This window comes from Protofrankia sp. Cas8 (assembly GCF_963555845.1).
In the GTDB taxonomy this organism is placed as follows: domain Bacteria; phylum Actinomycetota; class Actinomycetes; order Frankiales; family Frankiaceae; genus Protofrankia.
In genome coordinates, this window is the sequence record NZ_CAUVXI010000007.1 from 50,540 (window position 1) to 65,595 (window position 15,056).

Genomic DNA, 15,056 nt, shown 5'->3' on the forward strand with positions numbered 1-15,056 from the left:
GGGAGTGGGTCACCGACCAGATCAGCCGCGGCCTGAGCCCCAGCGCGATCTCGAAGAACATGACGATCCTCGGTGCAATCTTCACAACAGCGCTGAAGGATCAGGTCATCTTCCTGCACCCCTGTCGGGGCGTGAAGACTCCGGACGTTCCAATCAAGCCGCTTGAGATCATCACACCCGAACAGTTCGACCGGATCTACGATGCGCTCGACAACCCGGTCTTCCGACTCCTCGTCGAGCTGGACATCGAGAGCGGCATGCGCTGGGGCGAGCTGACAGAACTACGGCCTCGAGACGTCAACCTCACCACCGGGATCGTCACCGTGAGCCGAGCCGTGGTACCGGTACGCCCGGAGGACCACCCCACCGGCGGCCGGTTTCTCGTCCAGGAATACCCGAAAGACAAGGAGTACCGACGCTTCAAGATCGGCACACAGGTAATCGACAAGATACGTGCATACATCCAGCTACGAGGGCTTGGACCGGACGATCTTCTGTTCCCCGTGCCGGAGCAGGACACGCCCGCCGCTCCCCTACCTGCCGACCCGGCCGGCGACGATGACATGCTCGGGCTTACCGAACCGAACGCGAAAGGCCGCCAGTACCGCCACGGCACGATCACCGCCTACTCGATGGCGCCGTGCCGCTGCCAGCACTGCAGAAACGCCTACACTGCCCACAGCTGATGAGACTGCCCTCAATGCACTCGACCGCATCCGCGGCTTGAGTCCCCTGGAGTGGTGTAGATCGGGAGTTCCTTGATCGTCCGGCGGGCGTGTCGGTCCCGGACGTGAGAGAGCCATCGCGTGAAGCTCTGTGAGAACCGCCAAGTACTCGCAGAGGGAGTGCACACGATGGCCCTGGACCAGTCTGCCGTATCCGGATTGCTGGAGCTGCTACGCAGCACCGACGCCGGGCAGATGATGCGTCAGATTCTGCAGGCAGCCCTACAGGCGTTGATCGATGCGGAGGCAACCGCGCACGTCGGCGCACAGCCCTACCAGCGTTCCGACCAGCGAACCACTCAGCGTAACGGGAGTCGGGAGCGGGTCGTGTCGACCGGGTCAGGGGACCTCACGGTCCGGATCCCCAAGATGCGCACCGGCTCGTTCTTCCCTTCACTGCTCGAGCCGCGCCGGCGGATCGACGCCGCCCTCCACTCGGTGATCATGGAGGCGTATGTACACGGCGTGTCGACCCGCAAGGTCGACGACCTCGTCGCCGCGCTCGGTGTCGAGTCCGGAATCTCCAAATCTGAGGTGTCACGGATCTGCACCGCGCTCGATCGGGAGGTCGCTTCGTGGCGGGACCGGCCGCTGGACCATGTGGCCTTCCCTTACGTCTACCTCGATGCCACCTACTGCAAGGTTCGTCTCGATGGCCGGGTCGTCTCCCAGGCGGTGATCATCGCGACGGGTGTGTCGGCTGAGGGCCGCCGGGAGGTGCTCGGCTGCGATGTCGGGGACAGTGAGAGTGAGGTGTTCTGGTCGGATTTTCTGCGGTCGTTGCGGGACCGGGGGTTGGCCGTTGGTCCCTGCGGGGTCCGCCTAGTGATCTCTGATCAGCATCGGGGGTTGACCGCCGCGGTGGGCAAGGTGCTGCCCGGGGTCGCCTGGCAGCGTTGCCGGGTCCATTTTCAGCGTAATGTTGCTGTCCGGGTGCCCAAGCACGCCGCGGAGATGGTCGCCGCCACAATTCGCACGATCTTCGCTCAACCCACCGCCGAGTTGGTTCGTGCCCAGGTCGATGTCGTCGCCGATCTACTCACTGACCGGTTTCCCGCTGTCGCTGCGATGCTTCTCGACGCGACAGCCGATTTGACCGCGTTCGCGGACTTCCCCGAGGCCCATTGGCGTAAGATCTGGTCGAATAACCCGTTGGAACGACTCAACCGGGAACTCAAACGCCGGACCGACGTCGTCGGAATCTTTCCCAACCGGGAATCCCTGCTCCGTCTCGCCGGCGCCGTTCTTATCGAGGCCCACGATGAGTGGCAGGTCTCCGACCGTCGCTATCTTTCCGAGGAATCCATGAAAGAACTTACCATGACCAGCGTGTCGGAACTCGCTGCAACACCGGTCCCGGACGGGCTCGACAAACTCGAACTCCACGCGGCATAATAGCTTTCGTAGAGGGGAACGCAGAGTTGAACGCGGTCCGATCTACACCACTCCAGGGGACTCCATCCATCCGCGGTCGCCGGACCGCGTAAATTCACACTCAGCGAGTGACCACCTCCCGTTCCGAACTGCTGTCCGTCGCGGGTCACCCCCGCTCAAGCCGTTTCGCGACCGTCGAGATTGAACGATGCGCTTCCGTCGGCTGTTCACGTCGCATCTGCAACACGAGACGAACCGAACGTTCACGGAGCTCGTCGGGGTACTTCCTGGGAGCGGGCATGACTCTTTCCTCTCAAGGGTTAGAGTCTCCAGCAAACTCGGGGCGGTTCAGTCACTACGACCAGTAGTCGGGCCGGGTTAGTATCCGCCCGTCGGCCGCCGCGATCTTTGCTGGTAGTTGAGAGTTTTTGATCACTTGTTCGAACAGTGGGAGCTTCGCGTCCACGATCTTGGCGAGGGCGTCACTATTGCGGTCAGGTGGAAAGACCGCGACCACCCGAAGGTTCGGCCGGCGGGTCTTCATCGCACGGATCGCCGGCGAGAGGTCCTGGTCCGCAGAAAGGATCAGCGCAACGTCCAGCAGATGGTCGACGCAGTCTTCGACAAGGGAGACCGCGATACTGACGTCAGTCTCCTTCTCCTCCCGTTGCTGCCAGGTAGCCCCGCAGAAACGACAGGTGCGGCGCTGCTTCTGGAACCGACCCTCGACGATCTTGAGTCGGTGGCAATGCTCGGTGAGAGCCGCGAGGTACGCGCGTTGCCGGACGACTCCGGGGCCTTCGACCCGGGCGGTGAAGTATCGGACGAACGACAGCTCCTGGTCGGGGCGGATGAGGGCTGCACCCAACGCCTCAAGATCTAACCAGAGGTACTTGCGTCCATACTTTGAGTGCAGACCGTGGTAGAGATTGAATCCATCCACGTAGAGACCGACCCGGAGTTTGGTGGCCATCGTTGGCTGCCTGCCCTATACTCGAAGGACCCCGCCGGTTGGCATGCCACCGGCCCGAGGCGGCCCCAGTGAGGGGCCGCCTTTCTTTTTGATCAATGGAGCTCGACGGCGAACCGTCGAGAGATCGATAGTGACTCTGAGTATCACTCAGCCAGCAATCGAGGCACCGCAATGGGGCGCTGTAGCCGGAGCCCGTCCGGGCCTTGCGCCCATTCGTCAACCCCGCATGCAGCATGGTCGGAACCATAGCAGACTGGTACGATGCATCACTCAACCTAGCGATTGATGCGAACATGGTTGCATGGGCTACCGGTGGACCGGAACAGACAGAGCAAGCGACCGCAGGAGTAGATATCAAGGACGGAGCCGGAGACGCAGAGCTATCTGTCACGATTCGGTTACCGGCAACGGGGGTGTGGGTGGACTTCGAGGCGTTCCACCGGCGTGCCACGCGGACGGGGGACCATCCGGACGGGTTCGTGCCGTACGACTACCAGCGACGCCTGGCCGAACAGGGGCATCCGGAGCTGTTGCGGGTGCCGACCGGGGCCGGGAAGACCGCGGCGGCGGTGTTGCCGTGGTTGTGGCGACGCCAGAACCCGGCGACCCGCGGGACGACGCCTCGGCGGTTGGTGTTCACCCTGCCGATGCGGACGCTGGTCGAGCAGACACATACGGAGATCGCCCGGTGGTTGGCCAACCTGGACCTTGCCGTTGCGGATGCCGCGGCCGGCGCCGACGAACTTCCCTGCTCGGCATCGGCAGATGAAGCCCACGCCAGGCCGAACAGCCGGGTGGGGCTGTACAAGCTTGTCGGCGGAGCCGGGAGGGCCGACGGGGCATGGCGGCACCGACCGGATCGGGACACGATCCTGGCCGGCACCCTCGACCAGACACTGAGCCGAGCGCTCAACCGGGGCTACGGCGTGAGCCGGTGTTGCTGGCCCATCGACTTCGGCCTGCTACACAGCGACACGCTGTGGGTCTTCGACGAGATCCAGTTGATGGGCCCGGCGCTGAAGACCAGCCGCCAGCTGGACGCGTTCCGCTCAGGCTGGGGCACAGTGGCGCCGTGCCGGTCGATGTGGATGTCGGCGACGGTCGATCCGGCAGCCTTGAGCACAGTCGACAACGCGGTACCTCCGTCGGCTTCGGCCATCGTGGAATTAGAGGAGGCGGACCGGGTGGGGCCGCTGGCTCGCCGACTGGACGCCGGCCGGCTCGTCCGGGAAGTAGCCGCGGACGACGACGCGGCGATGCGGGCGACGAAACTCGCTCGGCTCCTCGTCGTCAACCACTCGCCGGGCACCCGCACCCTGGCGGTCGTCAACTCGGTGGCCCGAGCCAGGGAACTTGCCGATGCGGTGCACACCCTGGCCCCGGCCGACGTTCCGGTCGTGCTGCTGCACTCGCGGTTCCGTCCGGTCGACCGGCGCGCAGCCTACGACGCCATCGTGTCCGCCCCGGGCCCGGCCGGGCAGATCATCATCAGTACTCAGGTCCTGGAGGCAGGTGTTGACCTCAGCGCCCGGGTACTGCTGACGGAGGCCGCGCCCTGGCCGTCGATCGTCCAGCGGGCCGGCCGGTGCAACCGTGACGGTTCCTTCTCCGACGCGGAACTGTTGTGGTGCGAGCCACCGTCGCCCGAGCCTTACAATGCCGACGACGTCGCCGCGGCGGTGCGCAAGCTGCGCCAGCTCGACAAGCGGCAGATGACTACCGAAGAGATCAACCGGATCGTGGTGGACACGACGGCGCCGGTGTATCCGGTGCTTCGCCGACGGGACCTCCTCAACCTGTTCGACACCACCCCGGATCTGACCGGGAACGACATCGACGTCGGCCGGTACCTCCGCGACGGCGACGATCTGGATGTTTCGGTCGGCTGGCTCGATGTTCCCGATGGTCAGGTCCCGGCGACCGACACACGCGCGCCGCTGGCGGACTGGCTGTGCCCGGTTCCCATCCGGGAAATGCGGGAGACGATCAAGCAGGGTCGGCGGGTCTTCCGCTTCGACGGCGTTGAAGGACGCTGGCTGCGATGCATCCGGTCCGACCAGGTCGGGCCCGGGCAGGTACTCGTCCTCCCGGCCTCAGAAGGCCGCTACAACCCGACGGTCGGATGGGATCCGACCGAACACAAACCGGTGCCCGTGGGCCCGCCGATCGCCGCCGACGGACCGGATCCGCTGGCCAGCCCGGACGAGCCGGTGGACGACGGCACCGCGACCTGCGCCGCGCCACGGTGGGTATCGCTGCGGCAGCATGCATCCGACGTCGAACGATGGGCCGGCGTGCTCGCCGCGGGCCTGCCCGACGAGCTGCGCCAGGCAGTGGTGGTCGCCGGACGACTCCATGACATCGGTAAGGCCCACGACGAAGGCTTTCAGACCATGCTGCTGAAAGCCGCCGGGGATGAAGCCCCTCCGCAGGGCGGCGATGTGTGGGCGAAGTCGCCGCGTCCGGGCCGGACCCGTAACACGACCCGGCCGTGGTTCCGCCACGAGTTGGCCTCAGCACTGGCATTACTCAGTGACGGGGCCGTGGCGCTGGCCGGTGTCGCCGAACCCGACCTGGTTGTCTACCTCGTCGCCGCACATCACGGTCGGGTCCGCCTGGGAGTGCGCAGCATGCCTGCGGAACAGCACGGGCGGGTGCTCGGCATCGCGCCCGGCGATGTTCTGCCGGCCATAACCCTGGTCAGCGGAATGATCCCCGAATCAAAGCTCGACCTGTCCCTGCTCGAGGTCGGTCATGGGGATGGCGGCCCGTCGTGGACGGCGCGGGCGCTGGCATTACGCGATCGTCCGGGCCTCGGCGTGTTCCGGCTGGCCACGTTGGAAGCCCTGGTCAGGATGGCGGACTGGGCCGCGAGCCGCTCTCCCGGCGAGGAGATCGACGACGAGGCGGTCCGCGCCGCGGTCGACGAGGCGACGCCATGACAGGCACCATGACGCATCCGCGGCCAGGCGACCCACAGTCGGGCCCGGTGGCGGTAACCGATCCCCGGTCGTATGAGGTGGTGCTGGCCGGTGCGCGTCCCGAACCGCTCGGGGCCTATCTGGTCGCGCTCGGCGTGCTGCGTATCGTCGGCGACCAGGCTGACCCGACCGCGGCCGGCTTCTGGGCCGATGACACCTTCGTCCTGCGCTCGGCCCTGGACGCCGACGGGCTGATCGCGTTCTTCCGGGACCGGTACTGCCCGACCCCGGTGGTGTCGCCGTGGAACAACGGCAGCGGTTTCAAGGACGACGGTAAGAAGCCGAAGGCGACCGGTGCCCTCAAGACGATCGAAGCCTCGACCGATGAACGGCTTGCCAGCTACCGTGCGACGATCAACGCCGGGCGGCATATCTACCGGCGAGCCGAAGCCGAGGGGTGGGTTGACGACAAGAAGTACAAAGCAATGATTGTCGAACTGTGCCGGGCCGAGTTTCCCGACGACGCGCTCGCCTGGCTGGACACGGCGATCCTGACAACGTCCACTGAAGGCGGCCTCGACCTGCTCGCCACCCCTCCGCTGCTGGGCACCGGCGGGAACGACGGGAACTTCGATTTCTCCGTCGGGTTCATGGGACGGCTCATCGACGCCCTCGGCCTGGCGAAACCCCGCTCGGCCACGGCGGCCACGGCGGCCGCGGCGCAGGCGGGTCGGCGGGAGAGCTGGTTGCGCGCGGCGCTGCTCGACAACCCCGGCGACGCGCCCGCGCCGCTGGTGCGCGAGACGGGCGGCTACTTCTCCCCCGGCGCGGTCGGTGGGGTGTCGGCGTCCTCGTCGGGAACCGGCGACGCGCTGGTGAACCCGTGGAGCTGGGTGCTCATGCTCGAAGGCACGCTGATGTTCGCCAGTGCACCGGCTCGCAGGTTGGGGTCGGCGAGCGGCGGGCGGGCTTCGGCGCCGTTCACGGTCTCCGCGAGCGCCGCCGGCGTCGGGTCAGCCAGCGCGGAGGAGGCACGCTCCGCCCGCGGGGAGATCTGGACGCCGCTGTGGTCACGTCCCGCGACCGTCGGTGAGATAACTCGGCTTCTCGGGGAAGGCCGGGCGGAATGGTCCGGCCGGCAGGCCCGCAACGGGCTGGACCTGGCCCGCGCGGCTGCCTCGCTCGGTGTCGACCGCGGCATCGACGCGTTCGCCCGTCACGCGCTGGTGACCCGCAACGGCCTGTCGACGCTGGCGGTTCCCGTCGGGCGGGTTGCGGTGTCCCGCGAGCGGCGGCCCGAGGTGCGGCTCACCGCCACGCTCGACCCGTGGCTGGCCAGGGTGCGGTCGGCATCCAAGGAACTACCGGCCGCGGTTCGTTCCGGACTCGGCGCGGTCGAGGAGGCGCTGTTCTGGCTGACACAGAACCAGCGGCGGCGGGCCGCCGGCCTGCTCGACGTTCTCACGGCCGTGGCCGACCTGGATGCCGCGGTCGGCCGGTCCGCCACGATGCGCAACACCGGGGTGCCACCGGTAAGCAGGCTGAACGCGGCAGACTGGCTGCCGGCGCTCCTCGACCACGCCGGAGTGGAGCTGCGGCTGGCCGCCGCGTTGGCATCGCTGCGCGACCCACAACCCCGCAGGACACAGTTGCCAGCTGGAGGGCAGCCGACCCGGCTACGGGAACTACTCCACCCGGTCCGCCTGCACGGCGGGCCGCGAAACCGGTCCTGGGCATGGACGGGGCTACCCGCCCCGGTGGACGGCATCAACGCCGGCAACATCGTCGATGTCCTGGCGAGAGTGCTCGTCGAGCGTGCGCAACACAGCCGTGAACCTCAACGCCCTGCTCCAGTAGAACCACCGGCCGACAGTGGCCCGGTGGACGACTCCACCGACGACCGCGCAGATGAGACACCGGCTGGCCATGCCGACACCGAACCCGCGGCAGTTGGCACCGTCGAGACCGCGTTCCAGTTCGGCGTGTACCCCGGGCTCGGCGACGTCGCCGCCCTCATTGTGGGCGATCTCAATGATGCCGCGCTCGCCCGAACACTGTCCGCACTTCTCCTGCTCGATTGGAGCCCCGCCGCCGACAGGGAGCTTGACCGACATGTGGCCAGCGATCACGAGGCGGCGTCCACCGGCGCGGTGCATCTCCTTCCGCCGGCCGCGGCCCTCGTCCTGCCGATGCTGAGCTGCCAACAGGTGCGCTGGCGGGTGTCGACCGATGTCGAGCGGCGGCCACGGCTGGCGCCGCAGACGACCTGGCCGCGGCGGTTGGCCTCCGACCAGCTCACGGGCCTGCTTCCCGAGGTGGCGCTGCGGCTGCGGATGGCCGGGATCGGTGTCGTCGGCGCCGATGCCGACTGGTCTCACGCGGCAACACCCGCCCTCGGTCCGGCGCTCGCCGCCGCCGGCCTGCTGCGCCTGAAACCGTCGGACGTGCGGGCCATGCTCCGCCTCGTCGCCCCACCGGACCCGGCCACCCCGACAACCGCCGTAGCGGATCCGGCCGCCGCCCTATCCACAATCCGCGTTGATGTTGTTCCCTTGGAGGAGTCCTCATGACCGTGTCCCGTCAGGTGTTCGACGTCCCTCTGGAACCGGTCGCCGGCGGGCGGTTCCAGCCCACCGGGTTCCCCGACATCGGCGCGGCCCGCTTCCAGCGGCCGGTCCGCGACGGAGGGAAAGTCACCTTCGTCGAGGCGCTGCTGGTCGAGTCCACGCAGTCGATGGCCAACCGGCTGGAAGCCGTCGGATGGAACCCCGGCGCCGAACGACCGGTCGAGGAGCTCACCGGCCTGCCCTACATCCGGGTCCTCGGCGCCGGCGACCATCGCTACCTGACCTCCAGCCGCACCGAAGCGCACCGGCTGGCCTCGGCGTTCGTGAAGGACTCGACCCTCGACGGCACCAAGATGACCGACGTCATCAAGGAACGGTTCGGGCTCCGGGACGACACCCCCGTCGCACCACGGCAGATCGCCGCCGCCGTGTTGGCCCTCGACCCGCTCTGCCTGCTGCACGGTGCGTTCTTCGCCGAAAACGCCAGGGTCTGGCCCGGCCAGCCACGGATCACCCGCGCGGTGACCGGCTTCGTCGAAGCCCTCGACGTCCACCCCGCGCACAGCGGCGGGGTGAAACGGGACGCCGTGCGCCACTCCACCGGGGAGAGCACCGGCGGATCCGGCGAGGGCTACGGAATGGTCCCCTTCCACCGCACCGAATGGTCGGCTCGGGAGATCGTCGCATCGTTCGTCATCGACCTCGCGCAGATCAACAGCTACGGTCTCCCCGACCCTGCCGGGGAACTACTCGCCGCCCTGGCCCGCTGGCAGATCCGCACCCTGCTCGACGGCGGCCTGCGGCTGCGTACCGCCTGCGACCTGGCCGTCGTGGAGAACTCGGACGGCTCACCGATCACGGACCGGCGCGGCACACCGCTACCGTCGCAGGACGAGCTGTCGGCCTCGCTCGCCAGCCTCATCGCCACCTGCGCCGACCAACTCGGTGCCCGCGGCCCCCTCGACGTGCTGTGGGGCGGCGGCCAGGCCAAGGGCACCAAACGCGGCGCCGGCAAGGCAGCTGCGGGCAGCTGATGGCCACCACCACCGCCGTCCGCTTCCCGCTCGGGCGCTACCACGCCACCCCGTGGGGCCGGCACGTCAACGAAGCCGCCGTCGAATGGCCGCCGTCACCGTGGCGGCTCCTGCGCGCCCTGTATGCGACGTGGAAAACCCGCGCGCCGGAACTCGACGCCGACCTCGTCCACGCACTTCTGGAGGATCTGACCGTCCCCCCGGCCTTCCTGCTGCCCCCGACCGGCGCCGGGCACAGCCGGCACTACTTCCCCGACGGTCGGCGGAACACCCAGAGCGTCCAGGGCCGAGAAGGCACCGACAAGGCGTTCGACGCCTTCCTCGTCCTGGAAACCGCCCGCCCCGGCGACCCGGCCGACCTCACCGGCGGGGAAACCGACGGGCAACCCGCCCCGCCCGACCAGCACACCGGCGCACCGCTCCTCATCACCTGGCCGGTCGATCTGCCCGAACCCGCCCGCCTCGCCCTCGGCCGGCTGCTCGACCTGCTGCCCTACCTCGGGCGCGCCGACAGCGTCTGCCAGGCCCGGCTCGTTGATGACACCACCGATCCCGACCATCCCGACACGGTGCGCACCCTGGACGGCATGCGCCACGCCACCCCACTCAGCGCGACCGCCGCTCTGACCTCCACCGCACCCGCGGTGCCCCTCCTCGCCGCCCGCACCCCGCTTGACCTCGACGCCCTCACCGTCCGCACCGCGGCCCTGCGCACCGCCGGGTTCCTCGAACCACCCGGCGCGTACTGGATCCGCTACGCCGTCGAAGACGACGAACCGGCGACGAACCAACAAAAAAGCCACAGCAGGCCGTCACCGGGCCGAAGCCGTCGGGCACACCGCCGTCCCGGTGCACATGCCGGCAAAATCCGAGCTGCTGACGCGGTCCGCTGGACCATCGACATTTCCGACCGGCCGTCCCTGCACCAGGCCGTCGCCGTGGCCGACATCCTCCGAGCCGCCGCCCAGTCCTCCTACGGCGGGCCGGACAAGACCCGTTCCAGCGAGCTGCTGTCCGGCCGGAGCCGCCGTGACAGCGAGAAGCTGCATGACGATCACCAGCATGCCCACTACCTCGCGTTCGATGATGCGCAGCGCGACAAGCTGATCCGTTCCCTTGTCGTCTGGGCACCCGACAACGGCGACGGCCTCGCCGACGAGGAGCTCACCGCCCTGCGACGCATCTCCCACCTGCGCCCGCCCTTCGACACGGCCGGAGTGCGGCCCGCCAGGATCGCCGCCGTCGCCACCGGCCCCGTCCACGAGATCGCCCCTGAACTCTGCGGCCTCGGACCAGAACCGGCGCCCGCGACCGTCTGGGAGTCCTGGACGCCGTTCGCCCCCGCCCGTCATGGCAAACGGCGGGGGGGAGAGCAGGGCTGGATCGACCACATCCGCGCCGAAATTCACCGGGAGCTGTCCTACCGGCCCTGGCTACCCCCGACCGCCGACGTCGAGCCGGCCCTGGGGGACGGCGACTGGCTGGCGTTCCGCCGCCACCGCCCCACCAAACATCGCCTCGCCGACGCCCGGCGCGCCACCGGTGTACGGATCGTCTTCGCCGAACCCGCCGGCGGCCCCATCAGCCTCGGCGCCCTCTCCCACTTCGGCCTCGGCCTCTTCCGCCCCGTGCGGTAGGCGCGACCAAACCGTTCCTTGACACCTACGGAGATCAACATAGGCGCGACACACCGACCCCTTCCCACCGGCAACCAGATGATCATCTAGCGGACTGCGAGCGCTCAGATCAACAAGTCTCACGCATGAGCGCTCGCACGCAGGTCAAACCCCCTGCAGCGGCACCTTGACAACTCCACAGCGGCTGCCGCGAACCCCCTGCCTGGCAGCGCTCGAACCAGGCCGTATCCTTGCAGCTCAGCCGCCTCACACAGCGAGAGCTGTTCATCCGTCCTCCGGGACGGATCTCCATTGCGGCCCTACATAGATGGCGCCCTCCGTCCAGGAGGTCGAGTTCATCCGTCCTCCGGGACGGATCTCCATTGCGGCCAGGGCAGCTTTTCGAACGCTGGGGAAATATGGCGGTGGTTCATCCGTCCTCCGGGACGGATCTCCATTGCGGCTCGACCGGTGACAGCCCATACGGCGACTCGGCGCGCACGTTCATCCGTCCTCCGGGACGGATCTCCATTGCGGCCCTAGCCAGCTGAGCGCAGACGAAACGGCGCTACGCGTGGTTCATCCGTCCTCCGGGACGGATCTCCATTGCGGCGCCGTGTTTGGCATTGACCTCTCTGTCTCTGATCACGTTCATCCGTCCTCCGGGACGGATCTCCATTGCGGCAACATGGGACAGCTTGATCAGTCGGTTCATTTTCTGGTTCATCCGTCCTCCGGGACGGATCTCCATTGCGGCAAGTTCACTGCCCAGGGGACGGCGGTGGCGAACTTCGTTCATCCGTCCTCCGGGACGGATCTCCATTGCGGCGCTTGCGGCGAGTGCGGCCCGGAGGCCCTCCCCGTGTTCATCCGCCCCCCGGGGCGGATCTCCATTGCGGCTAGTCCGCCCGCACGGACAGTGCGGACAGGCCCGCGTTCATCCGTCCTCCGGGACGGATCTCCATTGCGGCCCCAGCGCCACAGCGTCCGGATCCTGAGATTCGGTCGTTCATCCGTCCTCCGGGACGGATCTCCATTGCGGCACTGCGGCGTACAACTGGACGACGGAGCCCACGGTTGTTCATCCGTCATCCGAGACGGATCTCCATTGCGGCCAGATGAAGTCCTTGCCGAGGGTCGTGGCGATCGGAGTTCATCCGTCCCCCGGGACGGATCTCCATTGCGGCAGCGCGTCGGCGACGGTGTCAGCGTCTCGCGCGCCGGGTTCATCCGTCCTCCGGGACGGATCTCCATTGCGGCGAACCAGGCGTGAACGTCAGAGCCACATTGTTCGAGGTTCATCCGTCCTCCGGGACGGATCTCCATTGCAGCCCAGTCAGATGTCACCATTTCGATCATCTGATACCTACCGACATCGGCCACGAGCACCGCGGAGGCCACCTGTGCGGCATCGCGGTACCTGCGTCATCCGTCAGTGGACCGTAGAAGATGCCAACCGCGGTCCGCGCCCGACGTCCTCGGGTTGCGCCGCGGACGGGATGCCAGGGCACACCATCGTTCGGGGGGACGCAGATGGACGATCAGGTAGTCGCATGGCCCACATCGGGCGGATCAGCGCCGCATGCGGACGACGAGAACACGCCGACGGATGGGACGCGAGCCGATCCGACTTCGACTGATCCAGCGTGCGTCGATGTCGTCCCGGAGCTCGTGCCGGCACGGATGGTGAACGAGTTCGCGTACTGCCCACGGCTGTTCTTCCTGGAATGGGTGCAGTCCCGGTTCGCGGACAACGCCGACACGGTGCACGGCCGCTATGTGCACCGGCACGTCGACCGGCCGGCGGGTGCGGCGCCGCTGCCGGAGGACGGAACGCTGCGGCTGGCCCGCTCGGTCAGCCTGTCGTCGCCGACGCTGGGACTGCTGGCGGTCGTCGACATCATCGAGGGAGACACCGGTGACGAGGGCGGCGTGACGGTGATACCCGTCGAACGGAAACGGGGTCGTGCCCCGGACAACCCGCAGCGCTCCTGGGAACCGGAACGGGTGCAGCTGTGCGTCCAGGGCCTGCTGCTGCGGGAGGCCGGCTACCGCTGCGACGAGGGGATGCTCGCGTTCGCCGAGACCAAGGAGCGGGTGCGGGTCGTGTTCGACGAGGCGCTGGTGGCCCGGACACTCGGCCTCGTCGCCGAGCTGCGCGACGTCGCGGCGCGCGGACAGGCACCGGCGCCGCTGGTGGACTCCCCGAAGTGCCCCCGCTGTTCGCTGGTGGGTATCTGCCTGCCGGACGAGACCAACGCGCTCGCCGGCCGGGCGCAGTTGCCGTTACGCCGGTTGCTGCCCCGGGATCCAGCATCCCGACCGGTGTACGTCGCCGAGCAGGGCGCGGTGGTGGGCCGCGACGGTAACCGGCTGGAGGTCCGGCGGAAAGGCGAGCTGATCGCCTCCGCCCGGCTGATCGATGTCTCCCACCTGTCGGTGTTCGGGAACGTGCAGGTCAGCACCCCGCCGGTCCGGGAACTGTTCGCCCGGGAGGTGCCGACCTGCTGGTTTTCCTACGGCGGCTGGTTCTCCGGTATCGCCCACGGTCTGCCCGGCAAGAACGTGGACCTGCGCCAACGGCAGGTCGTCGCCGCCGCGCAGGGTGGTCTCGCCATTGCCCGCGAAATGATCCAAGGCAAGATCCGCAATGGTCGGACGCTGTTGCGACGCAACGCCCGCGACCCCATCCCCGACACGTTGGACCGGCTCGCGCAGGGCGTGAAGGCGGCGGAAGGCGCCACCTCGGCCGCGATACTGCTCGGGGTCGAGGGTGCCGCGGCCCGCACCTATTTCCAGGCGTTCCCGACGATGTTGCGGCCCGAGCACCGCCTGCCCGGCAGCGCCTTCTCGTGGGAGGGGCGGAACCGTCGACCACCGCGGGACGCAGTGAACTGTCTGCTGTCCTACGCCTACGCGCTGCTGGTCAAGGATCTGACGGTGGTGTGCCTGACCGTCGGGTTCGACCCCTACCTCGGCTTCTACCACCGGCCCCGGTTCGGCCGACCCGCGCTCGCCCTCGACCTCGACCTCGACCTCGCCGAGGAGTTCCGACCGCTGATCGCGGACTCGCTCGTCCTGAACCTCATCAACAATGGCGAGATGAAGGACAGCGACTTCGTCGTCCGCGCCGGCGGCGTGGCGTTGACCAGCGCCGGCCGGAAAGCGGTCATCGCCGGCTACGAACGGCGACTCGACGTCGAGGTCACCCACCCGACGTTTGGCTACCGGATCAACTACCGTCGCGTGCTCGACGTGCAGGCCCGGCTACTCGGCGCGCACGTCCTCGGGGAGATCCCGGCCTACACCCCGTTCACGACCCGGTAGTCGACGATGCGACGGCGCTACCTGGTCACCTACGATATCCGCGATCCGAAACGGCTCCGGGACGTGTTCACCACGATGAAGGGCTTCGGTGACCACGTCCAGTATTCAGTGTTCCTCTGCGACCTCGACGGGACGGAGAAGCCGTTGCTGCTGGCGGCCCTCGGTACCGCCATCAAGCACACCGAGGACAGTGTCGTGATCGTCGATCTCGGCGAGGCCACCGGCCGGGGAACCGGCTGCTTCGAGTTTCTCGGGGTTCACCGACCCCTCCCCAGCAGCGGTCCGATGATCGTCTAGCGGGTTGCGAGCGCTCAGATCAACACTTCTTCCGCGGGAGCGCTCGCACGCAGGTCAGACCCCCTGCGACAGCACCTTGACAACTCCAGCACGGCAACCGGCCGACCCCCTCCCAGACAGCGCTCGAACCAAGCCGTATCGTTGCAGCTCAGCCGCCCCAAGCAGCGAGAGCTGTTCATCCGCCCCCCGGGGCGGATCTCCATTGCGGCGCCACGATCGACG

The 15,056-nt window shown here is 68.1% G+C and carries 9 protein-coding genes and 1 CRISPR repeat array; of the genes, 8 read left to right on the forward strand and 1 reads right to left on the reverse strand.

All coding sequences use genetic code 11. From position 1 onward, the window contains the following. Both U9977_RS02760 and U9977_RS02765 read left to right on the forward strand, forming a co-directional pair. On the forward strand, positions 1–686 hold a 686-nt coding region (locus U9977_RS02760), incomplete at its 5' end, for a tyrosine-type recombinase/integrase (RefSeq protein WP_416210451.1). A 168-nt stretch (positions 687–854) separates the two neighbouring features. After that, positions 855–2,120, forward strand: coding sequence for an IS256 family transposase (locus U9977_RS02765; RefSeq protein WP_322747557.1), 1,266 nt, complete (start codon positions 855–857; stop codon positions 2,118–2,120). A gap of 334 nt (positions 2,121–2,454) precedes the next feature. Here the strand turns inward: U9977_RS02765 and U9977_RS02770 are convergent, their stop codons facing one another. After that, positions 2,455–3,072 (reverse strand): NYN domain-containing protein, encoded by a 618-nt coding sequence (locus U9977_RS02770; RefSeq protein ID WP_322747558.1) that lies wholly within the window; start codon positions 3,070–3,072, stop codon positions 2,455–2,457. 419 nt (positions 3,073–3,491) lie between these two features. Between U9977_RS02770 and U9977_RS02775 the strand changes: the two genes are divergently transcribed. The 6 genes from U9977_RS02775 to cas2 all read left to right on the forward strand — a co-directional run bounded on the left by U9977_RS02775 (position 3,492) and on the right by cas2 (position 14,834). Further along, positions 3,492–6,014, forward strand: coding sequence for a DEAD/DEAH box helicase (locus U9977_RS02775; RefSeq protein WP_322747559.1), 2,523 nt, complete (start codon positions 3,492–3,494; stop codon positions 6,012–6,014). After that, a complete protein-coding gene (gene csx17, locus U9977_RS02780; protein WP_322747560.1) occupies positions 6,011–8,563 on the forward strand; it encodes a type I-U CRISPR-associated protein Csx17 in 2,553 nt (850 codons plus the stop codon). The genes U9977_RS02775 and csx17 overlap by 4 nt, the downstream gene beginning before the upstream one ends. Further along, a complete protein-coding gene (gene cas7u, locus U9977_RS02785; protein ID WP_322747561.1) occupies positions 8,560–9,594 on the forward strand; it encodes a type I-U CRISPR-associated RAMP protein Csb1/Cas7u in 1,035 nt (344 codons plus the stop codon). Before csx17 ends, cas7u begins: the two co-directional genes overlap by 4 nt. After that, complete coding sequence (gene csb2, locus U9977_RS02790) at positions 9,594–11,231, forward strand: type I-U CRISPR-associated protein Csb2 (RefSeq protein ID WP_322747562.1); 1,638 nt, start codon at positions 9,594–9,596, stop codon at positions 11,229–11,231. Before cas7u ends, csb2 begins: the two co-directional genes overlap by 1 nt. Positions 11,232–11,493: 262 nt before the next feature. Then, positions 11,494–12,542: a CRISPR direct-repeat array (repeat unit 36 nt; unit sequence GTTCATCCGTCCTCCGGGACGGATCTCCATTGCGGC). Between the two features lie 201 nt (positions 12,543–12,743). After that, a complete protein-coding gene (cas1, locus tag U9977_RS02795; RefSeq protein ID WP_322747563.1) occupies positions 12,744–14,537 on the forward strand; it encodes a CRISPR-associated endonuclease Cas1 in 1,794 nt (597 codons plus the stop codon). Between the two features lie 6 nt (positions 14,538–14,543). After that, positions 14,544–14,834, forward strand: coding sequence for a CRISPR-associated endonuclease Cas2 (cas2, locus tag U9977_RS02800; RefSeq protein WP_322747564.1), 291 nt, complete (start codon positions 14,544–14,546; stop codon positions 14,832–14,834). The last annotated feature ends 222 nt before the right edge of the window (positions 14,835–15,056 follow it).

Bases quoted from the DNA above. Each gene is read 5' to 3' on its own strand.
- U9977_RS02765 (WP_322747557.1), top strand. From the start codon at position 855: ATGGCCCTGGACCAGTCTGCCGTATCCGGATTGCTGGAGCTGCTACGC.
- U9977_RS02770 (WP_322747558.1), bottom strand. From the start codon at position 3,072: ATGGCCACCAAACTCCGGGTCGGTCTCTACGTGGATGGATTCAATCTC.
- csx17 (WP_322747560.1), top strand. From the start codon at position 6,011: ATGACAGGCACCATGACGCATCCGCGGCCAGGCGACCCACAGTCGGGC.
- cas7u (WP_322747561.1), top strand. From the start codon at position 8,560: ATGACCGTGTCCCGTCAGGTGTTCGACGTCCCTCTGGAACCGGTCGCC.
- csb2 (WP_322747562.1), top strand. From the start codon at position 9,594: ATGGCCACCACCACCGCCGTCCGCTTCCCGCTCGGGCGCTACCACGCC.
- cas1 (WP_322747563.1), top strand. From the start codon at position 12,744: ATGGACGATCAGGTAGTCGCATGGCCCACATCGGGCGGATCAGCGCCG.
- cas2 (WP_322747564.1), top strand. From the start codon at position 14,544: ATGCGACGGCGCTACCTGGTCACCTACGATATCCGCGATCCGAAACGG.